Here is a 25,397-nt window from a genome sequence, read left to right on the forward strand (position 1 = left end):
ACTGCGCGCCAACTGGAGCCAACTTGCAAATTCTTCAATGCGGTCCGAAAAATTGTTGAAATGCGCGAGTGAAACAAGGTAGCCTCGCGGCTCAAACAAAGGGAATAGCGCGTCCAGGAACGCAGCCTCAGCGAGCGACAATCGATGCGAAATGTTGTGACTCGATTGCTGCTCATGCAGTCGGTCGCCGCTGTATGTGTGGCGATCCTGGTCAGCGTGATTTATGGGAGTAGCGCCGCCGTAGCCGCGATCTACGGTGGGCTTGTCGCGTTGATCATGACGCTGATGCTGGCCTGGCGAATCGGTCAGGCGTCGCGCTCGGACACGGCCATGCGATGGCTGGTGCTGGGTGCGGCCGAGCGCATGATCATGGTATGTATCGCGTTCGCGGTCGGCATCGGTGCGATCGGCTTTGCGCCGGTGCCGATGCTGATCGGGTTCGGCGGGGCTCAGCTGGCCTACTACCTGGCCGCCGGGCCGTTGCGTCGATACATGCTCGAATTGATGGGAAGACGATACGATGGCCAATAGCGGCAGCGGTTCGGCTGAATACATCAGGCATCATCTCACTGACTGGTGTGTTGGCTGCGGGGCCGATCACCAGCCGTCCGGGCTGCTTGATTTTGGCGCCTTCACGGTTGATCTGATCATTGTCGGGCTGATCTGCGCCGGTCTGGTGGCGTTTCTTGCGCTGTTCGTGCGCAAGCGCCTGACCGTCGAGGATCCCGGCGGCATCCAGATGGCCGTGGAAGCGGGCGTGGAATACGTCAGCGATCAGGTGGGGCAGGTCTTCCACAAGCGGAACGATTTTGTTGGCGCGATGGCGCTGACCATCTTTCTGTGGGTCACCGCGATGAACCTGAATGACCTCATCCCGGTTGATCTCGTGCCCAGCGTGCTGGGCGGCATCGGCCACGCGCTCGGCTTCCAGCACGTGTATTTCCGTATCCTGCCCACGGCGGCACTGGATACGCCGTTCGCCATGGCCATCGTCGTATTCGCGATCATGGTTTACTACCAGCTGCGTGCCAACGGCATGAAGGGCTATGTGAAGCGGTTCCTGACGCATCCGTATGGAAAATACGCGGCCCCTGCGAACATCCTCACAACGTTGATCGATGACTTGTCCAAGCCGGTCAGCCTGGCGCTGCGACTGTTCGGTAACATGTTCGCCGGTGAGCTGATCTTTGCCTTGCTGGCGATGCTCACGCTGTCCGCCCTGTCGCCGCCGAGTGCGATGGTGGCGGTGTGGGCGCCGTTGCACTTCGTGGGCGGTTTCGTCTGGAGTGTGTTCGATCTGCTGATCTGTGTCCTGCAAGCCTTTATCTTCGCAGTGCTGTCCATCGTCTATTTGGGTATGGCGCAGCAGACGGAACACTGACAAGGTTTCACCCGTCGGGCGTTCCCCCGGCGTCGTTACCGCCGGCCGCCGGAGCGCGCGGCCGGAGCCACAGTCACGCCGACAGATCTCCACGAGTTGTCGGCATCGGGTGTCGCGCCGGCCGCCGTGCCGGCAAGAGGAAACGGGTCGCGAGATCCGAACATCGCTGGGACGGGGTCGCACAGGGAAGCCGACCTCGTCCATCGTTAAGCCAAGAAACGTCGATAAGGAGTAGCAATCGTGCATTCGGATCCACAACAAATTGCTGAGATCGTCGCCGCGACGGCCGTCGCCGTGGGTCTCATGCTGGCCGCCGCCGGTCTCGGTTCGGCGATCGGCTGGGGCCTGATCACCTCGAAGGCGCTGGAAGGCATCGCCCGGCAGCCGGAGATGCGCCCGCAGCTGATGGTCAACATGTTCATCTTCGCCGGCCTCATGGAATCCTTCCCGTTCATCCTGTTCGGTGTGGCCATGTGGTTCCTGTTCGCCAACCCGTTTGTGGGTACGCTGTCTAGCCTGGCCGGCGGCTAAGCCCGGAGCGCGTCATGGTCGCTATTACCGGAACACTGTTCGTCCAGATACTGGTCTTTCTGGCCCTCGTCTTCTTTGTCAAGAAGGTGCTCTGGGGGCCGGTGACGAAGACGATCGACGAGCGCCGCCAGAAGATCAGCGAAGGTCTGGCCGCGGCGGAGCGCGGTCGGCTCGAACTCGACGAGGCCGTCAAGGAGGCCGAGTCGCGTCTGGCCAAGGCGCAGGAGGAGGCCCGCGAGCTGCTTGCCAATGCCCAGCGTCAGGCCAACGAGACGCTCGACAAGGCGCGCGGCGATGCGCGCGCCGAAGGCGATCGCATCGTTGCCGCCGCCCGTGAGGAGATCGATCAGGCCGTGGCTTCCGCCAAGGAAGAGCTGCGTCGTGAAGTCGGCGAACTCGCGGTCACGGGTGCCGAGCGCATCCTCAAGCGCGAGATCGACGCCCAGGCGCACAACGACATCATCGACGACCTCGTGGCGGAGATCCGATAGTCATGGCTGAGCGCTACACCCTGGCCCGGCCTTACGCCGAGGCGGTCTACGAATTGGCTCAGGCATCCGGCGGCGACGGCTTGTCGCAGTGGTCGGATGCGCTGGCCGCGTTGTCCGCCATCGTCGCCAATGAGTCGGTCGCGGCGCTGATGAACAATCCGCGTGTCTCCGAAACGGTACTCGCCGAGGCCATCATCGAAACCGGCGCTGCCGACTTCGGTGCTCAGGCGCGTAATTTCGTGCGACTGTTGATCGACAACAATCGATTGTCGCTGGCGCCGGAGATTGCCGAGCTGTTCGAGACCGAGCGCGCGGCGGCCGAGGACCGGCTCGACGTGGAAATCATCTCGGCCGTGGCATTGTCCGAGGGTCAGCGCACGGCATTCGGGCAGGCGCTCGAGAAGCATTTCAACCGCCGTATCTCGATGACGTTCGCCGAGGACGATTCGGTCATCGGCGGTGCGGTGATTCGCGCCGGTGACCTCGTGATCGACGGTTCGTTGACAGCCCAGCTCGCGCGGATGCGCCAGTCTCTCGCCCATTAAGGTGGACGCCGTCGCGTGGCGCACGCGGCGAGAAGGATAAAGAGGAAGACATCAATGCAACTCAATCCGGCGGAAATTTCGGATCTGATCAAGCAACGGATCGAGAACTTCGAGACCGTCACCGAATCGCGCAATGTCGGCACGCTGGTAAGCCTGGCCGACGGCATCGCCCGTATCTACGGGCTGGCGAACGCGATGCAGGGCGAGATGCTCGAATTCCCCGGCGGCACCTACGGGCTGGCGCTCAACCTCGAACGTGACTCGGTCGGCGCCGTGCTGATGGGCGACTACCGCCACATCTCGGAAGGCTGCGAGGTCAAGACGACCGGCAAGGTGCTGGAAGTGCCGGTCGGCGAGGAACTGCTCGGCCGCGTGGTCGATCCGCTGGGCAACCCGATCGATGGCAAGGGCGAGTTGGGCACGACCCGCACGTCGCCGATCGAGAAGGTGGCACCGGGTGTTATCGCACGCCAGTCGGTCGACCAGCCGGTGCAGACCGGGCTCAAGGCGATCGACGCCATGGTGCCGATCGGTCGCGGCCAGCGCGAGCTGATCATCGGCGACCGCCAGATCGGCAAGAGCGCGATTGCGATCGACGCGATCATCAACCAGAAGGGCACGGGCATCAAGTGCATCTACGTGGCCATCGGGCAGAAGAACAGCTCGGTTGCCAACGTCGTGCGCAAGCTCGAGGAACATGGCGCGATGGAGCACACCATCGTGGTGGCCGCTGGGGCGGCGATCTCGCCGGCGCTGCAGTACATGGCGCCTTACGCCGGCTGTTCGATGGGCGAATACTTCCGTGACAAGGGCGAAGACGCCCTGATCGTCTATGACGACCTGTCCAAGCAGGCGGTGGCCTATCGCCAGATCTCGCTGCTGCTGCGGCGTCCGCCGGGCCGTGAAGCCTATCCGGGCGACGTGTTCTATCTGCATTCCCGCTTGCTCGAGCGGGCCGCGCGGATCAACGCAGATTACGTCGAACAGCTGACCAACGGCGAGGTCAAGGGCAAGACCGGCTCGCTCACGGCGCTGCCGATCATCGAGACCCAGGCCGGCGACGTATCCGCGTTCGTGCCGACCAACGTGATCTCGATCACCGACGGCCAGATCTATCTGGATACCGACAAGTTCAATTCCGGCTCCCGCCCGGCGGTGGACGCCGGTCTGTCGGTCTCGCGCGTCGGCGGCTCGGCCCAGACCAAGATCATCAAGAAGCTCGGCGGCGGGATCCGCCTGGCGCTGGCCCAGTACCGCGAGTTGGCCGCGTTTGCGCAGTTTGCCTCCGATCTCGACGAGACCACGCGCAAGCAGCTTGAGCATGGCGAGCGCGTCACGCAGCTGATGGTGCAGAACCAGTACTCGCCGTTGTCGGTAGCGCTGATGGCGTCCTCGCTGTTTGCCGCCGAGCAGGGCTATCTGGACGATGTCGATGCCGACAAGGTGCAGGCTTTCGAGGCCGCACTGCATCAGTACATGACCTCTGAGCAGAAGGAGCTGGTCGACAGGATCAACGAAACGGGCGACTACTCGGACGAGATCAAGGACGGCCTGCATTCGGCGCTCAAGTCCTTCAAGGATTCGCACACGTGGTGAAACACTGCCGCGTGATGCCGTTCAACGGAGTTCGCTAAATGGCCGGTGCCAAGGAAGTCAAGACCAAGATCAAGAGCGTTCAGAATACGCAAAAGATCACCAAGGCCATGGAGATGGTCGCGGCCTCCAAGATGCGCAAGGCCCAGGAGCGTGTCGAGGCGGCGCGCCCGTACGCGGCCAAGATCCGGCGTACGGTGGGCCATGTCGCCAAGGCCAGTATCGGTGGCCGGCATGAGTTCTTGATCGAACGCGAAGCCAAACGGGTCGGGATCGTCGTGATTTCGACCGACCGGGGTCTGTGCGGCGGCCTGAACATCAACCTGTTCCGCCGTGTTCTGGGTGAAATCCGGGCGTGGAACGCCGAGAACGTCGACGTGGACCTGGTCGTCATCGGGCGCAAGGGGCTGAGTTTTTTCAAGCGCTTCGCCAAGGTCAGAGCCGATGTGGTGGATCTCGGTGACCGGCCGCACCTGCAGGATCTGATCGGGACGGTCAAGGTCATGCTCGACGATTACCGCGAAGGCAATCTCGATCGCGTGTTCGTCATGGGTAACGAGTTCGTCAACACGATGACCCAGCGTCCGTATCGCCAGCAGTTGCTGCCGGTCGCGGAAAGCGACGACAACGAACTGTCGGATCGCTGGGACTATATCTACGAGCCCGAAGACAATGGACTCGTGGATGACCTTCTGGTGCGTTTCGTCGAGTCGCAGGTCTACCAGGGCGCGGTCGAGAACGTGGCCTGCGAGATGGCGGCGCGGATGGTGGCGATGAAGTCGGCCTCGGATAACGCCGGCGACATCATCGACGACCTGCAGTTGGAGTACAACAAACAGCGCCAGGCGGCGATCACCCAGGAACTGTCGGAAATCGTGGCCGGCGCGGCCGCGGTCTCCTGACTGCAGCGGCCCACGCGGGCCATCGCAACGAAAGAACAAGATACGCGGCAGCCGATGCTGCCCAGTCTGAGGAAACGCTATGAGTCTTGGAAAAGTCGTACAGATCATCGGCCCGGTAGTGGACGTCGAGTTCGACCACGAATCGCTGCCGAATATCTTCGATGCGCTCAAGCACAAGGAGACGGGGCTGGTGCTCGAGGTCGAGCAGCAGATCGGCGATGGCGTGGTACGCTGCATCGCGATGGGCGTGACCGAGGGCCTGACCCGCGGCGGCGAAGTGGAGAATACCGGGCATCCGATTTCGGTGCCGGTCGGCCAGAAGACGCTGGGCCGTATCATGGATGTGCTCGGCCAGCCGATCGACAACAAGGGCGACATCGGCGCGGAAGGCACGGCGCCGATTCACCGCGATCCGCCGACGTTCGAGGAACAGGCCGGTGGCCAGGAGTTGCTGGAGACCGGCATCAAGGTCATCGACTTGCTGTGCCCGTTCGCCAAGGGCGGCAAGGTCGGCCTGTTCGGCGGTGCTGGCGTGGGCAAGACCGTCAACATGATGGAGCTCATCCGCAACATCGCCGCAGAGCATTCGGGCTACTCGGTGTTTGCCGGTGTCGGCGAGCGTACCCGTGAGGGCAACGACTTCTACTTCGAGATGCAGGAGTCGAACGTTCTGGACAAGGTGGCGCTGGTCTACGGCCAGATGAACGAGCCGCCGGGCAACCGCCTGCGGGTCGCGCTGACCGGGCTCACCATGGCCGAGTTCTTCCGCGACGAAGGCCGTGACGTGCTGATGTTCATTGACAACATCTATCGTTACACGCTGGCCGGGACCGAAGTGTCGGCCCTGCTGGGCCGCATGCCGTCGGCCGTGGGCTACCAGCCAACGCTGGCCGAGGAAATGGGCCTGCTGCAGGAGCGCATCACCTCGACCAAGACCGGTTCGATCACCTCCGTGCAGGCTGTCTACGTGCCCGCGGACGACCTGACCGATCCGTCCCCGGCGACCACGTTCGCGCATCTGGACGCCACCGTTGTGCTGGCCCGCTCCATTGCCGAGCGCGGCATCTACCCGGCGGTTGACCCACTGGACTCGACCTCGCGACAGCTTGATCCGAACATCATTGGCAACGAGCACTACAACTGTGCGCGCGGCGTGCAGCAGACGCTGCAGCGTTATCGCGAATTGAAGGACATCATCGCGATTCTGGGCATGGACGAGTTGTCCGAAGACGACAAGCTCGCCGTGTCCCGTGCCCGCAAGATCGAGCGCTTTCTGTCGCAGCCGTTCTTCGTGGCCGAGGTGTTCACTGGCGCGCCCGGCAAGTATGTGCCGCTGTCGGAGACCATTCGTGGCTTCCAGGGCATCGTCGACGGCGAGTACGATCATCTGCCCGAGCAGGCGTTCTACATGGTCGGGACCATCGACGAAGCGGTCGCCAAGGGCGAGGACATGGCCAAGAAGGAGAAGGCGGCCTGATCCGGGCGTCTTCGTCGCACGGCGGCCGCGACCTGCGGCCGCTGCCTGAATCGTGGCATAGGCAAGCGTTATGAAAATTCACGTCGATGTCGTCAGCGTGGAAGGCGAGATCTTCTCCGGTTCGGCCAGCATCGTGTTCGCGCCCGCCGAAATGGGCGAGATCGGCATCATGCCGAGCCATGCGCCGTTACTGACCCGCCTCAAGCCTGGCAATCTCCGTATTCGTGACGAGAACGACGACGAAGAGCAGGTGTTCGTGTCGGGCGGCCTGCTCGAAGTTCAGCCACACCTGATCACGGTCATGGCCGATACCGCCGAGCGCGCCCAGGACATCGACGAGGCCGAGGCGGAGAAAGCCAAGGAGCGCGCCGAACAGGCGGTTTCGGAGGCCTCCGACAAGGTGGATATAGAGCGGGCCCGGCACGAACTCACCGAGGCCGCCGCCCGTCTCGAGATGGTGCGCCGGATACGTAGCGGACGATAGCGTCTCGTAATCGCTTAAACTCGGCGAATCAGTCGCTTGGAGCGACCCGGCATGTTGAGAACGGTGCCGGGCCGCAGTATATTGTTGCGGCGCGTCAAAACGCGGTCCGTACCACGCCCGCCATGAAGTATTCCGTCGATCCGGTCGCTCCTCCTGGCCCTGCCGCGGTGGCGGTGGTGTTGTGCTGTGTGATCGGCAGTGCGCACGCGGCCAGCGTCGATACGTTTTCGGTGTTCGACTCGTCCGATCTCAATCGTCAGATCCACGGTCGCGAAAGCGATGTCGACCTGGCCGCGGGCCCCATGCGCCTCGGCGACGCGTCCGCGTTCTTTGGCGTCGACTCGCTCAGTGACGATGCCAACCACTATCTGACCAGCGGCCTGCAATGGCGCAGTACGCGCCACGGCACACCGCTTTTGACTGTGGGCGCCATGCATACGGTGGCGCGTGGCGCCAATGTCGGCAGTCAGACCCTGATGCGTGCCGAAACCCGCCTCGCGCTGGGTGATCGCTGGTATCTGCCCGACCTGACCCTGGAGACCGACCAGTTGTCGAGTAGTGGTGCTGACGGCTCGGCATTGGGCGGGCGCGCAACCCATGTCGGATTCGGGCATGATTTCGGCCGAAGTCGATACCATATCGCTTACTTTCAGGCCGGCGCCGACTATCGCCCGTGGGGCAGTGCGCTTGCCGCCGGCGATCGCGGGATGGAAATGTCCGGAACCTACGATCTGGGGCGCCGTTGGCGTCTCAGCAATAGCTTGAGGGTGCACCGGGGCAATATCGCCACCGGGACGCCGTATGGGGTGGTGGATAAGTGGCGCGTGAGCGGCGTGACGTCGCCGACCGCCCTCGGCCGGCCCTGGCGGCTGAGCGCGCAGTTCGGCAGGGCCGGCGTTCCCGACACCGAGCACCGGACGCCGCTGTCGCTTGAGTTGGCGTCACGCACGCGTCGCTGGCGCGATTGGCACGTCGACTCGGCGCTCGGTTGGTATCAGGGCGATGTGGCCGCACCCCATGCGATGCCGGTCGATGGCGCGCTCTGGGAGGTCTCGGCAAGCCGCAGCCTGAACCTGGCCGGTCTGCAGACGCGGCTTCAGCCCAGCTTTTCCATCGGCGGCAGTCAGTATGACGGCCGTGCCGTCGGTAGTCGCACGGGGCTGGCCATGGGCTTTCCGGGTTTGTTGGACAATGTGGCATTCAGCGTGGATTACCTGTCATCCGGCTGGGGCCCGAGCAACGATCGCCCGGATATGCAGATGACGCTGAGCATTCGCCAGAATGCCGGTGCGGTTCTGCCGCGGCTCGGCTCGATGGTCGATCGGCTGCGAGGCAATTGGTTCGGGCGCGACTGACCGACCGAGGTGCCGCCTTTTCGCGCTGGATTGCGCCGCTCGGGACGACGGCCGCGGTGGTCCGGTTCAGCGTGCGTGTCGCGGCTCGGGTTATTCTGGGGTTACAACGATGACAGTCAGCGGCCATTGGGGGGTGGTCGCGTTCATTTTCCGGTCATCGGGTTTCGCGTGTCATAGGCCGCCCACCGCTGGCTGCGGCCACGGCACGACGCTCGATCGGCCGCGCCGCGCTCCTGGATTAGCAGGCGTCGCGTCATAGCAAAGGATTTCGTCTTCATGCGCATTCTTTCGATCCAAACTCGGCGTATCGCACGCTGTGCCGGCGTGCTGCTGCTGGGTGCGGGACTCGTGCTGCCGGGGCTGGCGGTCGCGGCTGATGCCTCGACCGCTCACACGGGTCAAGCCGCCGGCTCGAGTCAGGGCAAGTCGGCCGGTGCGTCCGCGCAGAAAAACGACACTGCTGCCAAGCCCGATGGCGATAAGGCCGACAAGGCCGGCGCGGCGAGCGGCAACAAGAAAAAGAACGAGCAAAAGAAGTCGGACCAGAGTGCCAACGACAACGGCCAGAACCACGGCCAGAACAAATCGACGGATGAGAGCGACAACAGCGCCCCGTTTTCCTACGACCAGCTGATCGATCGCGCCAAGGCGTTGTCGAAGAAGGACTACCATGCGCCGGCCAAGGTCCCGCAGTTTCTGACCAGCCTGAGCGCGGACCAGCGCTCCAGGATTACCTTCAAGCGTGACGATGCCCTCTGGCACGATCAGAAACTGCCGTTCCAGGTCATGTTTTATCACCCGGGTTCGTACTACGATCACGCAGTCACGATTCACGTGATCAAGGACGGCAAGACCCGGGCGGTCAAGTTCGACAAGAACGACTTCAACTATCCCAGCGACGCGCTGAAGAAAAAAGTGCCCGACGATCTGGGATACGCCGGCTTCAAGCTGCTCCATGCACTGGGCGATCCCAACAAGATGGACGAAGTGGTGTCGTTTCTTGGCGCCTCTTACTTCCGCGCACTCGGCGCGAACGAGCATTACGGGCTGTCCGCGCGCGGCCTGGCCATCGACACCGGCAATACCAACAAGGGCGAGGAGTTTCCGAACTTCACCCAGTTCTGGCTGGTCGATCCAGGCGCCAAGTCCAAGCAGATGACGCTGTATGCGCTGCTGGATTCGCCGAGCGTTACCGGCGCCTACAAGTTCGTCATCACGCCGGGCAAGGCCACGCATACGCATGTCGAGGAAACGCTGTTCACCCGCAAGGACATCGCCAAGCTCGGCATCGCCCCCCTGACCAGCATGTTTACCTGGGGCGAGAACAGCCTCGCGCGCCTCAAGGACTATCGTCCCGAGGCCCATGATTCCGATGGCATGGTCATTTCGTCGGCCAACGGCGAGTGGCTGTGGCGCCCGCTGGTCAATCCGCAGAAGCTGTGGATGAATCAATTCGATGCCAACGATGTGCGCGGCTTCGGGCTCATGCAACGGGATCGCAAGTTCGACCATTACCAGGACTTGAATTACGAGTACGAGAAGCGCCCCAACGCCTGGGTGACGCCCGACGGCGACTGGGGCAAGGGCCATCTCGAACTGGTGGAAATCCCGTCGGACAGCGAAGTCAACGACAATATCTCGTTGTACTGGGTGCCGGCCGCCCCGGTGAAGGCCGGCCAGCGGCTGCACTTCGCCTATGACATCAAGTGGTCGAGCGATCTGGCCGTGCCCAACTCGCTGGGCCATACGGTGGCCACACGTGTGGGTATGGCTGCGGTCAAGCCGGGCCAGCAGAAGAATCAGGTGCGGGTCGCGATCGATTTCGTCGGCGGCGAACTTTCCAAGCTGACCGACGCGAACTCGGTGCAGCCGAAGGTCAATGCGTCGCGCGATGTCACCCTCAACAACATCAAGGCTGTGCGTAATCCGCATACCGGCGGTTGGCGACTTACGTTCCTGGTGCCGACCAGTGCCCTCGATAAGCCGCTGGAACTGCGGGCCTATCTGGCCGACGCCAACGGCGGCGGCCTGACCGAGACCTGGAGCTACCTGCTGGCCACGCCGTGAGTTGTACGAACGAAGCTATCGATACGCCGCTCGGCCGGGTCGACGCCTATCTATCCGGGTTGAACCTGGCGTCGGCGCGCAGGAGCGAATTACGCGCCGCGGTCGCCGCGGCGGCCCCTGCCTCAACCACCGAGGCGATCGCACGACTCTACGAGGCGCTGGCCGGCGATGGCGACGAAGGTGCGGAGGCCGAGCTGGCTGCCCGCATTGAAGCGGCATACCCGCAGCTGGCGCAGCGGCGCCATGCGATCGGGGGGGGCGGTTATCGCGGTGCGTCCATGCCGCGCCTGAGTCGTTGGTCGATGTCGCCGGCCAGCATGGATCGCCGTCCATGGCGTTTTCTCGGCCGCATCATGCCGAGCATGGAGCGCCGACGGCGCCTGCCCAAGGCGGTTCCCAGCCGGCTACGCAACATCGTGCGCCTGCGCCAGGCCTTCCTGTTCATTCTGGTAGCGCTTCCGGCCGCGGGGGCCACCTTCTACATGCTCACGACGCTGCCGCATCAGGGCCGGTCGCCGCTGGAAGCGGTCATCCTGGCGCTGGCGGCACTGTTGTTCGCCTGGATTCTGGTCGGTTTCTGGACCGCCATGGCCGGTTTTCTGGTGCTCTGGCGGGGCGACAAGTATCTCATTTCGGCCGATGACGCCGCACCGGCCGCAGACCATGCGCGCACCGCAATCGTGATGCCGATCTACGAAGAGGACGTCGCGCGCACGTTCGCCGGGCTGGCGGCCATCTACGAGTCGTTGAAGGCGACCGGCCGGTTGGGCGAGTTCGATTTCTTCGTGCTGAGCGACTCGGTCAAGCCGGACACGATCGCTGCCGAGGAGCGCACCTGGGCGGAAACCTGCCGCTCGTTGGACGCGTTCGATCGTCTGTTCTATCGCCGGCGCCGGGCCCGCGTGAAGCGCAAGAGCGGCAACCTGGCCGATTTCTGCCGGCGCTGGGGCGGGCGTTACCGCTACATGATCGTGCTCGACGCGGATTCGCTCATGGTCGGCGCCACGCTCACGGCCATGGTTGACCGGATGCAGGCCAACCCCAGCGTGGGTCTGATCCAGACGCCGCCCACCGCGGTCAATCGCTCGAGTTTCCTGGCGCGCGTGCAGCAGTTCGCCACGCGCGTGTACGGCCGGATGTTCGCCGCCGGGCTGCACTACTGGCATCTGGACAACGCCCACTACTGGGGCCACAACGCGATCATCCGCATCGCCCCGTTCATGGCGCACTGCGCGTTGCCGCGCTTGCCGGGCCGAGGGGCGCTGTCCGGCGAGATCCTGTCGCACGACTTCGTCGAGGCCGCGCTCATGCGGCGGGCCGGCTGGGGCGTGTACATTGCCTACGATCTGCCCGGCAGCTACGAGGAAGTGCCGCCCACGCTCATCGACGAGCTGGGCCGCGACCGGCGCTGGTGCCAGGGCAATATTCAGCATCTGCGCCTGCTGTTTTCGGACAATCTCGCGCCGGCGCACCGGGCCTTGTTCGCCAACGGGGTGATGGCCTATACCTCGGCGGCGATCTGGTTCGTGTTCCTGGTGTTGTCCTCGACCGAGGCCGTGCTTGAAGCGATCACCACGCCGGATTACTTTCCCTCGCCCGGTGCCTTGTTCCCGTCGTGGCCGGTCTGGCAGCCGATCTGGGCGGTCAGCCTGTTCTGCGCCACGATGGTGGTGTTGTTCCTGCCCAAGATCCTGGGTATGGCCATGATCATCGCGCGCCGCCAGCAGAAGGATTTCGGCGGCGTCGGCAATCTGATCGGCTCCACGCTGATCGAGATCGTGCTCACATCGCTGCTGGCCCCGGTGCGCATGCTGTCGCATACGCTGTTCGTATTCACGACGCTGATCGGCAAGCAGGTGAAATGGAACAGCCAGCAGCGCGCGGATGCCCAGGTGCCATGGCTGGCGGCCCTTCGGTTTCATCTGCCGGGCATGCTGCTGGCGGCGGCCTGGGGGGCGGTGCTGTATATCTACACGCCGGGCTTTTTCCCCTGGTTGCTGCCGATCCTGTTGCCGCTGTTCTTCGCCCCCGTGGTGACCGTGATCACGTCCCGCGTGGATATCGGCGTATGGATGCGTAACAACGGGCTGCAACTCATCCCCGAGGAATGGAACCCCCCGACCGAGTTGCGCCGGGTGATCGAGATCGAGGCCGAGGCCGTGGCAGCGGACTTCGCCGATGTCGTCGTCGATCCCGGTCTGGCGGCGTTGCATGTCGGCTTGCAGGGCAGCCCGCGGCGGCTGGACCCGGAGGTGGCGCGCTATCGCGACGAACTGGCCCAGCGCGCGCTGGACGACGGCCCGGATGGCCTGAACGCGCGCGAGCAACGGGATCTGCTCGCGGACCCGCAGCGCCTCGACTGGCTGCATCGCGCGCTCTGGACCGCCGAGACCCTGCCCGACTGGGTGGTCGCGCGGTTGCAGCGCCAGCCCGCGCTTACGTCGGTCACTGCTTCAGCGGTATAGTCGCGCCAGCGAGCCGCTTCGGGGATTACCACATCATGAGTCTGCATATCGTCATTCTGGCGGCCGGCCAGGGTAAGCGCATGAATTCGGCCCTGCCCAAGGTGCTGCAGCCGCTGGGCGACCGGCCGTTGCTCAAGCACGTGGTCGAAGCGGCCCAGACGCTCGAGCCGGCGCGGATCCATGTCGTCTATGGCCACGGCGGCCAGGCCGTGCAGTCCGCACTGGGCTATCTCGACGTCAATTGGGTGCACCAGGCCGAGCAGCTCGGCACCGGTCATGCCGTGGCCCGGGCGATGGATGCCATCCCGGACGACGCGCGTGTGCTCGTACTCTATGGCGACGTGCCGCTGGTACGGGCCGCGACCCTGTCGCATCTGGTCGCGGCCGCGGGCGAGGACAAGCTGGCGTTGTTGACCGTGGTGCTCGACAACCCGGCCGGTTACGGGCGCGTGCTGCGCAACGACGACAACCGCGTGATCGGCATCGTCGAGGACAAGGACGCCACCCGCGAGCAGAAGCATATCCACGAGACCAACACCGGCCTGCTGTGTGCCCAGGCGCGCCACCTGCGCGACTGGCTGGCGCGGCTGACCAACCGCAATGCGCAGGGCGAATACTATCTGACCGACTGCATCGGTCTGGCGGCCGTGGACGGTGTCGCCGTGGTGGCCGGCCAGGCCGGTACTGCGGCCGAGACGCAAGGCATCAACAACAAGCTAGATCTCGCGCGAGCCGAGCGCCTGTACCAACGGCGCCAGGCCGAGACGCTGATGGCCCAGGGGCTCACGCTGCGCGATCCCGACCGGTTCGACCTGCGCGGCAGTCTGCGCGCCGGGCGCGATACCACTATCGACGTCAATGTCGTAATCGAAGGTGACGTGGTCCTCGGCGAAGGGGTGACCATCGGCCCCAACTGCGTGCTGCGGCACTGCACGATCGAGGATCACACCCAGATCGCTTCGCATACCGTGATCGAGCATGCGGCGATCGGCGCCCGCTGCCAGATCGGCCCGTTCGCCCGGCTGCGGCCGGACACGCGGGTGGCCGATCGCGCCAAGATCGGCAATTTCGTTGAAACAAAGAAAACCGACGTCGGCGAAGGCAGCAAGATCAACCACCTGAGCTACGTCGGCGATACCCGGGTGGGCCGCGACGTCAACATCGGCGCCGGGGTGATCACCTGTAACTACGATGGCGCGAACAAGCATGTCACCCGGATCGGCGACGGCGCCTTCATCGGCTCCGACTGCCAGCTGATCGCCCCGGTCACGGTGGAGCGCGGCGCGACCGTCGGCGCCGGCACCACGCTGACCCGCAACGCCCCGGCCGACAAGCTCACGGTCGGACGCGCCCGCCAGACCACCCTCGACGGCTGGCAGCGGCCGAAGAAACACACGCCGGGTCATCAGTAGCCCAGAGGCGTATCAGGAGACAGCTATGTGCGGAATCGTGGGAGCCAGTGCGCAGCGCGACGTCGCGCCCATCCTGCTCGAAGGGCTTCACCGGCTCGAATATCGCGGCTACGATTCGGCCGGCATGGCGCTGGTCGACAACGGCCGCATCGAGCGCACCCGCGCGGTTGGCAAGGTCGCCGCGTTGGCCCAGCGGCTGGGCGAGCATAACCCCGGCATGCTCGGTATCGCCCACACGCGCTGGGCGACCCACGGCGGCGTCAACGAGATCAACGCCCACCCGCATGTGTCCAACGATCGGGTCGCGGTGGTGCACAACGGCATCATCGAGAACCACGAGGCGCTGCGCGCGCGTCTGCGCGACGCCGGCTATCGCTTCGAGTCGGAAACCGACACCGAAGTCGTCGCCCATCTCATCGACAGCTATCGCGAGACCTCCGCCACGCTGACCGAGGCGGTGCGGCGCGCCGTGGCCGAGCTGCACGGCGCCTACGCCCTCGCCGTGGTCGCCATCGGCGATCCGGACACGCTCGTCGCGACCCGTCGCGGTTCGCCGCTCGTGCTCGGCGTGGGGATCGGCGAGCATTTCGTGGCATCCGACGTGGCCGCCTTGCTGCCGGTCACGCGCCGCTTCGTCTACCTCGAGGAAGGCGATGTCGTGACGCTGACGCCCGCCGATTTCGAAGTCACCGATGCCGAGGGCCAGAGACTCGATCGGCCGGTGCAGGAATCCGGGCTCTCGGTCGAATCCACCGAAAAGGGCGGCTACCGGCACTTCATGCTCAAGGAAATCCACGAGCAGCCGCGCGCCCTGGCCGAAACCTGGCAGGGCCGACTTTCCGACGACGGCGTGCTGGCCTCCAGTATCGGCCCCGAGGCCGAAAGCCTGTTCGCCCGAGTCGAGGCCGTCCATATCGTGGCCTGCGGCACCAGCAGCCATGCCGGCATGGTCGCCCGCTACTGGATCGAGGCGGAGGCGCGTATTCCCTGCAGCGTCGAGCTGGCCAGCGAATATCGCTATCGCGACCCGGTGGTGCCGAAAAACTGCCTGTTCATCACCCTCAGCCAGTCGGGCGAAACAGCCGACACCCTCGCCGCGCTGCGCTACGCCAAGAGCCTCGGCGCCGACGCCGGCTATCTCACCACGCTGGCGATCTGCAACAAGCCCGAAACCTCGATGACACGCGAGTCCGACCTGGTCATGATGACGCGCGCCGGGCCCGAGATCGGGGTGGCCTCCACCAAGGCCTTCACCACCCAACTCATGTGCCTGCGCATGCTCACCGGCCTGCTCGGGCGCGGCCCGGAGCGGGCGAAGGCCATGGTCGAGGACATTCGCGGCGTGGAAGCCGCGGTCACACGCGTGCTCGAACTCGACACCGCGATCAGCCACCTGGCCGAACAGTTCGTCGACAAGCAACACGCCCTGTTCCTCGGCCGCGGTCCGATGTACCCGATCGCCATGGAAGGCGCGCTCAAGCTCAAGGAAATCTCCTATCTCCACGCGGAAGCCTACGCCGCGGGCGAACTCAAGCACGGGCCGCTGGCCCTGGTCGACGAAGATATGCCGGTCGTGGCCGTGGCACCGAACAACGAATGGCTGGAGAAGGTCAAATCCAACCTGCAGGAAGTCCGGGCCCGCGGCGGCAAGCTGTATGTCTTCGCCGACGAGAATTCCGGCCTCGATACCGAGCCCGGCATCACCGTGCTCGACATGCCCCACGTACCGCACATCCTCGCCCCGATCGCCTACACCATACCGCTGCAGCTACTCGCCTACCACGTCGCTGTCGCCAAGGGCACGGATGTGGATCAGCCCCGTAATTTGGCAAAAAGCGTAACCGTTGAGTAGCGTCGAGTCATTTTGGAGGGGTTTGAAAAGAAACAATAAAGTCTGTCGCAAATTCGCATCTTAAGGTTTTGAATTAAATAGAGGTTTAATTTCCCGGAAAATTTCTTTCTAGCGAATGTGCTGGATGAGGTGAGCGGGCCGATCGCCGAGGCGCTCAACAAGGTGGCCGCTTGCCTGCCCGGAATCGCTATGCCCGACGGAACTAGGATCCGAGACCCGATTCAACCGAAGCGGGAGTAGTCCATGGCAATCCCGATGTAGACGCGGCCGGCCGGTTCACGTGGTCAAAGCCGCGAATCGAAAGGGAAGGCTGCCTCATCAACGATGGTAATCGCCTGGGCTAGCCGGTGCCGTGGATTGATGATCACGTTGGTCGCATACGGCGCGACTACGGACGGCACCTCGAGCGCCAGGTATTCATTGGCGTCGAGTCATGCTTTGCCCACCGCGATACAGTCATTGGGCTGGCGCTGAATGCGATCAACGCTGTCGCTGGGCATGGAGAAAACAACCAACCGATACCCCGGTGGGCTATTTTTAACGCCCACACCCGCGTTCACCAGTTTCTCGAAACCGGCCAGAGCCGGGTGCTCCGCCGTATAGATCGCCGGATAACCCGGCGGGGTCCAACGTCCCCCAAAGAGTCGGGCGCCTTCACCGCTCAGATCACGCGCATATTGGCGTGCCGCGACACGATAAACGTATCGATAGCCGTCAGGCAGCGCCCGCATTAGGCGTCTATGCCATACATCATGCGCATCAGCACGCTTTCGACCCACTCGGCCCCGGCTTCCGTGTCGGCGAGCTCAGCGGGCGCTTCGTTATCGAACACGGGGTTTGGCTCGGTGAGCCAGCGGTGAGCGCGCTCCCGGTCCGCGAACGCCTCCTCGGCGATGGCCGTCAGGCGCGACAGCCGAAACAGATTCTCGGACACCGCCTTGGACAGTGTTCTCGACACGCTTTTCTGCGCCGACGCGATCGTCGTGCGGGGCAGCACGCGGTCGAATACGACAGGCGTCAGACCCACGTGATCGCGGGCAAAGACGGCGCTATCCACCGGCAGTCCTCGGCGCAGCAAGCTCACCAGAGCTTTCGGACTATCGATAGCCGGCACGTTGACCACGCGCGGGCCGCCCAGGAAGGCGATGATCCGCTCGTATCGACGCCGTTCCTGCGTAACGTCACTCATCATCCCGCACCTCATGTTGACGACTTCGTCGTTATAAGTACACGAGGTCGTAATTCGGCCGTCGAGAAGCGGAGGTGGGCGCGTTGAGCGTTGTGCCGTGTATCGCGTCGCGCGACACTCTGGCCATGATCATCGGGTTCCGTCACAAGGGGCTGGAAGCCCTCTACCGGACCGGCTCGACCCGTGGCGTTCAGGCGGCGCAGGCGCCCAAGCTTCGCCGCATACTAGCGGCCCTTGATGCCGCTGCCACGCCGGCCGAACTGAATCAGCCTGGCTATAGGCTGCATCCCCTCAAAGGGCGGCTGAAGGATTATTGGTCGATCCGGGCCAATGGCAACTGGCTTGTTACATTCCGGTTTATCGGTCCGGATGTCGAGCTGGTCGATTATCAGGACTATCATTAAGCGAGGTCGCAGCCATGATGATGCATAACTCTCCCCATCCGGGCGAGATCCTACGCGAGGACGTGCTGGCCGAGCTCGGGATCGAAGTCACCGATGCCGCCGAGCGGCTTGGTATGTCGCGTACAACGCTGTCCCGGGTTATCAATGGACGGGCCGGCATCAGCCCGGATCTGGCGGTCCGGCTGGAAATGGCGGGCGTCAGCACCGCCCGTTTCTGGATGACGCTGCAGGCGAATTATGAGTTGGCTCAGGCTAGCCAGCGGCGCCAGCCCACGGTACGACCCTTGCAGGGCGCGGCGTAAATTGCCCGCGCGCTCAATATCCGCGCAATCTCAGTTCGCCCTTAAGGTCGGCTAAAAGCGACATGGCGGGCGCCCGTTCACTTGGCGAAAATCGTGTCGCCTGTAGGCTCGGTATGCCGCCACGGGGTTCCTTCGTCTTCAATGGGGCATTGGCGTGCTCATGGCCGCGCTTTTTATCTTTCTGGTCCGCGATCCCGTGCTTGAGTTCGTCGTGACCGCACTCGCGCTTTGGCAAGTCGCGTTGCTGACGGTGGTGCTGTGGCTCAAACGTGCCCAGGCGCGCGAGTGCGGCATCTGAACAGAGACCGTCAGTCGGCCCCTTTCAGCCCGCTGCCGGCCGTGGACAGGGCGTCTGGTTTGGTTTACACCGTCGCATCCGGTTTTTTGCGCTCATTGCAGTGCGGGCCTGTGCCGCAATGTGATCGTGGCGCGCAGGCCGGTGGCAAAACGTGTGGCCTCGCTCAGCTCGATTCGACCGCCGATCCGTTCGATCAATGTCTTGACGATGGACAGGCCGAGTCCCGAGCCCACCACATCGGTACCCAGGCCGCGATAAAACGGTTCGAATACGCGCTCGCGTTCGGCAGGGGCGAGGCCTGGGCCGCTGTCCTCGACCGTGATCGTCACGCCGTCCGGCGTTGGCGCCGCCTGAAGATCGATGATCCCGTGGGGCGGCGTGTAGTGAATGGCGTTCGCCACGAGGTTCCGCAGGGCGGTGGTCAGTTCGATCTCGGCGGTGGCGACCTGGATATCGGTGCCATTGACGCCGATGTCGATGCCCTTGGTTTCGGCGAGCGGCATCAGGTCGGCGAGTATGCGGCGGAACAGGTCGTGTGCGGAGACGACGGTTTCCGGCATGGGCGGCGCGCTTTGCGCGCGCGCATAGGTCAGCAGTTGGTCGAGCAGCGCGCGATTGCGGTCGATGCCGTGGCGCAGGGTTCGTACGCGCTGCCGGGCGTTTTCGTCCATCCCGGCGCTGTCGAGGTGCTCGGCCTGCAAGGATAATGCGGTCAGCGGCGACCGCAGTTCATGGGCGGCCGCGGCGATGAATCGCTGCTGCATCGCCATCGAATCGCCGACGCGTGTCAGCAGCCGGTTGATGGCGGTCACGAACGGGCGGATTTCCTCCGGCAAGCCTGTGGTGGCCAGTGGCTGCAGATCGCGTTCGCGCCGCTGGTCGACTTCGGCGGCGGAGGCCATGACCGGGGCGAAGATCCGTCGTACCAGCCCGGCCACGACCAGCAAAAGCACCGGCACCAGAATCAGGAAGGGCAACAGCCCGAGCAGCGCGCTATAGCCGGCGGTTTCGTCGCGAATGGCCGTCTGTTGGGCGACCGCAATCCGCTTGGAAGAACCCATTCCGGTCACGAATATGCGGTAGGTCTGGCCGTGGATGGTGCGCGTCTGCAGCCCGTCCACCAGATCCGGCGGAAAACCCGCCGACCGGGCGCCGGGGTGGCCGCGCTCGTTGCGCGGGGGCAGCACGGCGACTCTCAATCGCGCCTCGGGGTCGGTATCGGGGCGAGACGCGACCCGTGAGTTCGGCGCTGCCGGCGGGTGCTCGGTATCGAACAGCGCGGCGGTCTGACGCAGCATGGTGTCCTGCATTTCGTTCGCTTCCGTGAAGATCAGTGCGAACGATATGGCGCTGCCGACCAGGGCAACCGCGATAATCGCGAGTAATAGCCAGAACGATAGCCGCAGGCGCAGGGAGTGTCTCAATCGGGTTTGGAAACCATCCATCCCACGCCTCGGACGTTCTTGATATGACCACCACCGAGTTTCTTGCGCAGCGCGTGCAGAAGGAACTCGACCGCGTTGCTTTCGACTTCTTCGCCCCAGCCGTAGATGCGTTCTTCCAGTTGGGCGCGCGACAGAATCGCGCCCGGGTGCGCCATGAGCGCCTCAAGCAGCGCAAACTCCCGCCGCGACAGCCGCACCTCGGGCCCGTCGGCCACGCTCGCAATGCGCGTGGTCGGGTCCAGCGCCAACGTCGCGCTGCGCAGTACGGGGTCGGCCTGCGGGGTCCGCCGGCGCAGCACCGCGCGCATGCGTGCCAGCAGTTCGCTCATGGCAAACGGTTTGGTCAGATAGTCATCGGCGCCCCGGTCGAGACCGCGGATGCGATCATCCACGTCATCCCGCGCCGTCAGGATCAGGACCGGTGTCGCGTTGCCCGCGCGGCGAATATCGGCCAGCACCTTCAGGCCGTCGCGGCGCGGCAGCCCCAGGTCGAGCAGGATCAGGGCGTAGGGCTCGGATTCAGCGGCGAGGGTGGCCCAGTGGCCATCCCGGACCCAGTCCACCGCGTAGGCGGCCGTCTTGAGTGCTTCCTCGACGGCGGCCCCGATCATGGCATCGTCTTCAATCAGTAGTACGCGCATACGGACTTCGATCCACCCCATGCCCACGGTGCCGGCACGGCCGGCGTCAAGCCAGGCGTCTCGGGCGCCATGGGCGACCGGCTAAGAGCAGCAGCGCCGACATCAGCACCAGGGCCACCGCCGATGCCTGGAGACGGCCCAGTTCCAGCCCGCCCTGGGAGACCGATTTGGTGAGAAAGTCGCCGAACGTGGCGCCAAACGGCCGTGTAAATATGAATGCGATCCAGAACAGAAAGATCGCGTTGACCCGCGTCGCATAGTGCAATGCCAGGACCACGCCGATCACGCCGACGGTCACCAGCGCCCCCTGAATATAGCTCAGGCCGACGACATCGACCAAGGCATCGCCGAACGCGGTACCCAGGCTGTTGGAGAAAATGACCGCGATCCAGAACATGACTTCTGTGTCCGTCCGGACAATGCGGTGAATACTCAAATCGCGTTTACGGTAGTACCAGACCGCCAGCGTGGCCAGCAGACCCGCGACCAGCAGGATCGAGCCCCACACATAGCCCAGGCCGAGCGTGCGGTCCATCATGTCCGAGACTTCGGTGCCCATGGTCGTGGTGGCCACGATGGCGAGCCAGAACAGCGCAACGCGATAGCGTTGGGCGCTGATCTGGGCAGACAGCACGGCCACCAGGAATACGCCCGTGACGATCAACGCCGTGACATACCCCAGCCCGAGGGTCATTGAAAGCGCATCGCCGGCGGTCTCGCCCAGCGTGGTCGCAATGATCTTCAGGATCCAGAACAGCAGCGTGACCTCGGCGACTTTGCTGGCAATATCGGCACCGCGGCTTCTTGTGGCGGTCCAGTCGTTCACAATTCAGGCTCCTTGTGTGGTCGAGCGTGCACGAACCGGCCGGTGAGCAGGCCGGCCCGGCACGCGGCGTTTCGGGACATGGGTTCGGCTTGACGCCCCCTCATGCACGACGATCATGGGCCGGCGTCGCCCCGTCGCGGCCGGCCGGTTGCCGAACGGCGGTGCGTGTCGATTGCCGCTGCCGGCACCCGGGCCGGCAGCGGCAATGCGAACGTCAGTCGGTTTCATCGCCCTGGTCATCGTGATCCGTGCGATCGGTGGTCGAGGCCAGCACCGAGCCATCCCGGGCATCGACCTTCACGTCGAATACTTTCTGGCCATTGACGACTTCCACGTCGTAGGCCCAGCCCTCGCGCGTATGTTCGTATTCCGCCTTCGATGCGCGGCCGTGGACATGTTGCTCGGCGGTCTGTACGGCCTGGGACAGCGAGACCCTGGCGTTGGCAACCGCCGTGGCATCGTTTTCGTTGCCGGCCGAGGCATAGGCCGCCGTCGCGGCGATGGTGGCAAGCGTGACCGCCAGGGCGGTCAGGGTGCGGACTCTTGGCATGATCTTTCTCCGTCGTGGCGACGCCGGTACTGGCGCCGGGACAAAGCCTAGGGTTCCAGACTTAGAACAGACTTAGCCGACGCCCGAGCCCGTGCCATCCGCTTGCGCGCGGCGGGCAGCGTCTGGCCGAGGCCGGCCACATGGTAGGTTCGGTGCAGCCGCCTCGCTGTATCCACTCGCATGCGCTCACTCTTGATCGCCTACGGTTTGTTGTTCGTTGCCATTATCGCCGAGATCTTCGGCACCACCATGCTCGCCCGGTCGGAACAGTTCACGCGGCTGTTGCCGACGCTGGGCATGGCCGTGTCCTACGCGCTGTCCTTTTATCTGCTCACCCTGGTACTCAAGACCATTCCGCTGGCCATCGCCTACGCGCTCTGGGGTGGGCTGGGGATCGTGCTGACCACGCTCGTGGGGAGCATGGTGCTCAAGCAACCGATCGATGCGGCGGCCGGTATCGGAATATTTCTGATCCTGGCCGGTGTGGTGATCATCAATGGCTGGTCGACGGCGGCGACGCATTAGGCCCTGAGCGCCGATGCCGAATGTGGCGCCGCCATGCCGCCCGCCCCTTGCCGCGGCCATTGGCCGCGAAGCCTTTGAAAACAGCTGATGAAGTCAGCTGTTTTGATGCCGGATTAATAATCGATCGAGGCCAGCAGATGATTCCAGAACCGCTCGGCCGGGGGGCGTAGCGATCGCCGCTCGGGCCGGGTCAGCATGAATTGCTGACGGGCCGGGCAGGCCAGCTCGAATGGCGCCACCAGCATCTGCGGGTCGCCGACCAGGCCGCGGTGGGCGAGTGCAATGCCGCAGCCCTGGGCCGCGAGTCGCAGCGTCATGCTCTGGGTGTCGCACCACAGATGCCGGGCCGGCATCTCCGGCAGGCCCGCGGCATCCAGCCAGTCCGGCCAGCCGACGGTGAAGCCCGCCGTATGCAGCAGGGTATGACCGGCCAGAGCCGATGGCGCGGTGAGCGTCGCGGCGAGCGTCGGCGCACAGACCGGCGTCAAGGCATCCGTGCCCAACGATTGTTGTACCAGGTGTGGCCAGTCGCCGGCGCCGTAGCGGATTTCCAGGTCCACGTCCTCGCCGATGAAGTCGTCCGCCCACACGCCCGTCACCACGCGCAGCGGCGTTTCGGGTTGCTGGCGATGAAAGCTTTGCAGGCGCGGTGCCAGCCAGAACTGCTGGATCGCCGGTGTGGCGCGGATGGTGACCGGCGCGTCCGGTTCGGGCCCGAAGACCTCGGCCGTGCCGTGGGCGAGCCGGTCGAAGGCGTCCTGCACACTCGGCAGCCACGCCCGCCCGGCCTCGGTGAGCGTAAGCGAGCGCGGATGGCGGATGAACAATTCCTGGCCGAGGCGCGCTTCCAGCAGGCGGATACGCTGGCTGATGGCCGACTGGGTGACGGCCAGTTCCTCGCCGGCCCGGGTGAAGCTGAGCGTACGCCCGGCGGCCTCGAAGGCCTGCAGCCAGGCTACCGGGGGCAGGCGGGCCATCAGCGCACGTCTCGTCGCCGCACCGGCGCGGGCGTGATCGATTGATTACCCTGATTCATGCGGCCATGATGCCCTAAATGACTTAGCTCCGCTAAGGCTTCGGGGCTGGATTCATCGTTTGTCGGGATCATGGCGCCGGTTCATTCTGGGCGCCAGGATTTCGCGAGCCCGGTATTCGCTCGAATCAACCGGTACTCGCTCGCATCAAGACGAGGATGGATATGGCGTCCGTGATCGATCGAGAACGCGTCGACATGAAGGAACTGGCCGATTACAGCGACGGCCCCGCGCTGGTTTCGGCCGCGCTCACCAAGGGCGCTGGTTCGCCGCGTGTGGCGCTGGCCTGGGATGACGGCGCCGAGACCGCGTTGCCGCCGATCTGGCTGCGCGATCACTGTCCCTGCGACGCCTGCCGCCATGCCACCTCGCGCGAGCGCTTGTTCAAGATCATCGACGCCGAAGTCGGCGTGCCGGATGTCTCGCTCGACCACGGCGTGCTGGCTCTCGCCTGGCCGGACGGCCACGAAAGCCGTTTCGACAGCGTCTGGCTGCATCAGCGCCGGCCGGGCCAGCATCGCTTCCAGCCGGCCGTCCCGGCAGCCCGTGCCTGGCGTGAGGGCTTCCTGCCGGCGCATGTGGCCCACGGCGATTTCACCGCCGGCAACGATGGCCAACGGCGCTGGCTCGAAGCGCTGATTCGCGATGGCCTAGTGCTGCTCGATAATGGCCCGACCGAGCTCGACGAAGTCGTGCGCATCGCCGAATCCATCGGCCCGATGCGGGCGACCAACTTCGGCGCCCGCTTCGACGTGCAGTCCAAGCCGAACCCGAACAATGCCGCCTACACGGCGATCGAGCTGGAACTGCATACCGATCTGCCGAACTGGCGCCATCCGCCGGATATCCAGTTGTTGTATTGCCTGGAGAACGACGCGGAAGGCGGTGCCTCGACTTTTGCGGATGGCTTCGCGGTGGCCGAGGCCATGCGCCAGGAAGCGCCGCGGCACTTCGCGATGCTGGCCGAGACGCCCATCGATCTGCGTTTCCAGGACGACGATCACGACATCGCCGTGCGCGAGCCGATCATCCGCGTCGACGACCGCGGCGAACTGCGCGAGATCCGCTTCAACAACTGGATTCGCGACGCCATCGACATCGCCCCGGACCGGATCGAGGCCTGGTACGCCGCCTACTGCGACTTCTGGGCCCGCCTGCGGGCGCCGCGCTATCGCGCCGACTTCGAGCTGGCCCCGGGCCAGATGATCGCCTTCGACAACCGGCGCGTGCTGCACGGCCGCGGCGAGTTCAACCCCAACATCGGCAAACGTCATCTGCAGGGCTGCTATCTCGATTACGACATGGTCGAATCGAAACTGCGTGTACTGGCGCGCTGAGCGGCGGCTGCCTCCGCTGCGGCCAACCCGGCCCGGGACCGGGCCGGGTTTTTGATCCATCGATTCGCACAAGTCGCGCCTTGCTCTCGTGGTCGGCCGTCGCCAGAATCAGCCGCGTACTGCCTCCGCATGAGCGCGATCGACGTAATTGGTTGCGCGATCCCGCTTGAGCGCAACGCATCGATGAATCATGACGCGTACTGACCGCCGCGGCCGCCGCCGAATACTCAAGGGCCTCGCGGCCGGCCTGGCCGGCGCCCGGCGCGGTTTTGCATCACACGGCGTTGCGAC

At 64.6% G+C, this 25,397-nt stretch carries 26 protein-coding genes; 19 read left to right on the forward strand and 7 right to left on the reverse strand.

Annotation, left to right across the window (positions count from 1 at the left end; translation table 11 throughout):
• Positions 1–156: 156 nt before the first annotated feature.
• The 14 genes from ACS8YF_RS04000 (at position 157) to glmS (ending at position 16,555) form a co-directional block, all read left to right on the forward strand.
• Positions 157–531 carry an ATP synthase subunit I gene (locus ACS8YF_RS04000; RefSeq protein WP_440848928.1) on the forward strand — a complete coding sequence of 125 codons (375 nt, stop codon included), beginning with the start codon at positions 157–159 and terminating at the stop codon, positions 529–531.
• Positions 521–1,381 (forward strand): F0F1 ATP synthase subunit A, encoded by an 861-nt coding sequence (gene atpB, locus ACS8YF_RS04005; RefSeq protein ID WP_440848929.1) that lies wholly within the window; start codon positions 521–523, stop codon positions 1,379–1,381. The genes ACS8YF_RS04000 and atpB overlap by 11 nt, the downstream gene beginning before the upstream one ends.
• Before the next feature lie 240 nt (positions 1,382–1,621).
• Positions 1,622–1,912 carry a F0F1 ATP synthase subunit C gene (atpE, locus tag ACS8YF_RS04010; RefSeq protein ID WP_370453234.1) on the forward strand — a complete coding sequence of 97 codons (291 nt, stop codon included), beginning with the start codon at positions 1,622–1,624 and terminating at the stop codon, positions 1,910–1,912.
• 14 nt (positions 1,913–1,926) lie between these two features.
• Positions 1,927–2,403: a F0F1 ATP synthase subunit B gene (locus ACS8YF_RS04015; protein ID WP_440848930.1), complete on the forward strand. Its 477-nt coding sequence runs from the start codon at positions 1,927–1,929 to the stop codon at positions 2,401–2,403.
• Positions 2,404–2,405: 2 nt separating this feature from the next.
• The gene (locus ACS8YF_RS04020) at positions 2,406–2,948 is read left to right on the forward strand and encodes a F0F1 ATP synthase subunit delta (RefSeq protein ID WP_440848931.1); all 543 of its coding nucleotides are present in this window, start codon (positions 2,406–2,408) and stop codon (positions 2,946–2,948) included.
• A 54-nt stretch (positions 2,949–3,002) separates the two neighbouring features.
• A complete protein-coding gene (gene atpA / locus ACS8YF_RS04025; RefSeq protein WP_440848932.1) occupies positions 3,003–4,544 on the forward strand; it encodes a F0F1 ATP synthase subunit alpha in 1,542 nt (513 codons plus the stop codon).
• A 38-nt stretch (positions 4,545–4,582) separates the two neighbouring features.
• Positions 4,583–5,443 carry a F0F1 ATP synthase subunit gamma gene (atpG, locus tag ACS8YF_RS04030; RefSeq protein WP_440848933.1) on the forward strand — a complete coding sequence of 287 codons (861 nt, stop codon included), beginning with the start codon at positions 4,583–4,585 and terminating at the stop codon, positions 5,441–5,443.
• A 79-nt stretch (positions 5,444–5,522) separates the two neighbouring features.
• Positions 5,523–6,920, forward strand: coding sequence for a F0F1 ATP synthase subunit beta (atpD, locus tag ACS8YF_RS04035; protein WP_440848934.1), 1,398 nt, complete (start codon positions 5,523–5,525; stop codon positions 6,918–6,920).
• A 70-nt stretch (positions 6,921–6,990) separates the two neighbouring features.
• Positions 6,991–7,404 (forward strand): F0F1 ATP synthase subunit epsilon, encoded by a 414-nt coding sequence (locus ACS8YF_RS04040; protein ID WP_440848935.1) that lies wholly within the window; start codon positions 6,991–6,993, stop codon positions 7,402–7,404.
• A gap of 122 nt (positions 7,405–7,526) precedes the next feature.
• Positions 7,527–8,759 carry a hypothetical protein gene (locus tag ACS8YF_RS04045; protein ID WP_440848936.1) on the forward strand — a complete coding sequence of 411 codons (1,233 nt, stop codon included), beginning with the start codon at positions 7,527–7,529 and terminating at the stop codon, positions 8,757–8,759.
• Between the two features lie 276 nt (positions 8,760–9,035).
• Positions 9,036–10,826 (forward strand): glucan biosynthesis protein, encoded by a 1,791-nt coding sequence (locus ACS8YF_RS04050; protein WP_440848937.1) that lies wholly within the window; start codon positions 9,036–9,038, stop codon positions 10,824–10,826.
• A complete protein-coding gene (mdoH, locus tag ACS8YF_RS04055) occupies positions 10,823–13,291 on the forward strand; it encodes a glucans biosynthesis glucosyltransferase MdoH (protein WP_440848938.1) in 2,469 nt (822 codons plus the stop codon). The genes ACS8YF_RS04050 and mdoH overlap by 4 nt, the downstream gene beginning before the upstream one ends.
• A 32-nt stretch (positions 13,292–13,323) precedes the next feature.
• Entirely contained in the window at positions 13,324–14,703 is a 1,380-nt protein-coding gene (gene glmU / locus ACS8YF_RS04060; RefSeq protein ID WP_440848954.1) for a bifunctional UDP-N-acetylglucosamine diphosphorylase/glucosamine-1-phosphate N-acetyltransferase GlmU, read from the forward strand.
• 25 nt (positions 14,704–14,728) lie between these two features.
• Positions 14,729–16,555 (forward strand): glutamine--fructose-6-phosphate transaminase (isomerizing), encoded by a 1,827-nt coding sequence (gene glmS / locus ACS8YF_RS04065; RefSeq protein ID WP_440848939.1) that lies wholly within the window; start codon positions 14,729–14,731, stop codon positions 16,553–16,555.
• Between the two features lie 431 nt (positions 16,556–16,986).
• On the opposite strand, the gene ACS8YF_RS04070 is transcribed toward glmS, so the two are convergent.
• A complete protein-coding gene (locus tag ACS8YF_RS04070) occupies positions 16,987–17,286 on the reverse strand; it encodes an RES family NAD+ phosphorylase (protein WP_440848940.1) in 300 nt (99 codons plus the stop codon).
• Complete coding sequence (locus ACS8YF_RS04075) at positions 17,286–17,744, reverse strand: antitoxin Xre/MbcA/ParS toxin-binding domain-containing protein (RefSeq protein ID WP_440848941.1); 459 nt, start codon at positions 17,742–17,744, stop codon at positions 17,286–17,288. The genes ACS8YF_RS04070 and ACS8YF_RS04075 overlap by 1 nt, the downstream gene beginning before the upstream one ends.
• Before the next feature lie 125 nt (positions 17,745–17,869).
• Here ACS8YF_RS04075 and ACS8YF_RS04080 point away from each other — a divergent pair, with 125 nt between their 5' ends.
• The 3 genes from ACS8YF_RS04080 (at position 17,870) to ACS8YF_RS04090 (ending at position 18,748) form a co-directional block, all read left to right on the forward strand.
• Positions 17,870–18,148: a type II toxin-antitoxin system RelE/ParE family toxin gene (locus tag ACS8YF_RS04080; RefSeq protein WP_440848955.1), complete on the forward strand. Its 279-nt coding sequence runs from the start codon at positions 17,870–17,872 to the stop codon at positions 18,146–18,148.
• A gap of 17 nt (positions 18,149–18,165) precedes the next feature.
• The gene (locus ACS8YF_RS04085; RefSeq protein ID WP_440848956.1) at positions 18,166–18,450 is read left to right on the forward strand and encodes a HigA family addiction module antitoxin; all 285 of its coding nucleotides are present in this window, start codon (positions 18,166–18,168) and stop codon (positions 18,448–18,450) included.
• Between the two features lie 160 nt (positions 18,451–18,610).
• On the forward strand, positions 18,611–18,748 hold the full coding sequence (locus ACS8YF_RS04090) for a hypothetical protein (protein ID WP_440848942.1): 138 nt from the start codon (positions 18,611–18,613) through the stop codon (positions 18,746–18,748).
• Between the two features lie 92 nt (positions 18,749–18,840).
• Here ACS8YF_RS04090 and ACS8YF_RS04095 read toward each other — a convergent pair whose 3' ends face one another.
• The 4 genes from ACS8YF_RS04095 to ACS8YF_RS04110 form a co-directional block, all read right to left on the reverse strand.
• On the reverse strand, positions 18,841–20,193 hold the full coding sequence (locus tag ACS8YF_RS04095) for a sensor histidine kinase (protein ID WP_440848943.1): 1,353 nt from the start codon (positions 20,191–20,193) through the stop codon (positions 18,841–18,843).
• Entirely contained in the window at positions 20,169–20,834 is a 666-nt protein-coding gene (locus ACS8YF_RS04100) for a response regulator (protein ID WP_440848944.1), read from the reverse strand. Before ACS8YF_RS04100 ends, ACS8YF_RS04095 begins: the two co-directional genes overlap by 25 nt.
• Before the next feature lie 46 nt (positions 20,835–20,880).
• Positions 20,881–21,660 (reverse strand): COG4705 family protein, encoded by a 780-nt coding sequence (locus ACS8YF_RS04105; protein WP_440848945.1) that lies wholly within the window; start codon positions 21,658–21,660, stop codon positions 20,881–20,883.
• A gap of 214 nt (positions 21,661–21,874) precedes the next feature.
• Positions 21,875–22,210 carry a PepSY domain-containing protein gene (locus ACS8YF_RS04110; protein WP_440848946.1) on the reverse strand — a complete coding sequence of 112 codons (336 nt, stop codon included), beginning with the start codon at positions 22,208–22,210 and terminating at the stop codon, positions 21,875–21,877.
• A 180-nt stretch (positions 22,211–22,390) separates the two neighbouring features.
• Between ACS8YF_RS04110 and ACS8YF_RS04115 the strand changes: the two genes are divergently transcribed.
• Positions 22,391–22,735 carry a DMT family transporter gene (locus tag ACS8YF_RS04115; protein WP_440848947.1) on the forward strand — a complete coding sequence of 115 codons (345 nt, stop codon included), beginning with the start codon at positions 22,391–22,393 and terminating at the stop codon, positions 22,733–22,735.
• A 113-nt stretch (positions 22,736–22,848) separates the two neighbouring features.
• On the opposite strand, the gene ACS8YF_RS04120 is transcribed toward ACS8YF_RS04115, so the two are convergent.
• Positions 22,849–23,712: a LysR substrate-binding domain-containing protein gene (locus tag ACS8YF_RS04120; RefSeq protein WP_440848948.1), complete on the reverse strand. Its 864-nt coding sequence runs from the start codon at positions 23,710–23,712 to the stop codon at positions 22,849–22,851.
• Between the two features lie 221 nt (positions 23,713–23,933).
• Between ACS8YF_RS04120 and ACS8YF_RS04125 the strand changes: the two genes are divergently transcribed.
• Positions 23,934–25,106, forward strand: coding sequence for a TauD/TfdA family dioxygenase (locus ACS8YF_RS04125; protein WP_440848949.1), 1,173 nt, complete (start codon positions 23,934–23,936; stop codon positions 25,104–25,106).
• The last annotated feature ends 291 nt before the right edge of the window (positions 25,107–25,397 follow it).

It is taken from the genome of Salinisphaera sp. SWV1, from assembly GCF_052044155.1.
Lineage (GTDB): Bacteria > Pseudomonadota > Gammaproteobacteria > Nevskiales > Salinisphaeraceae > Salinisphaera.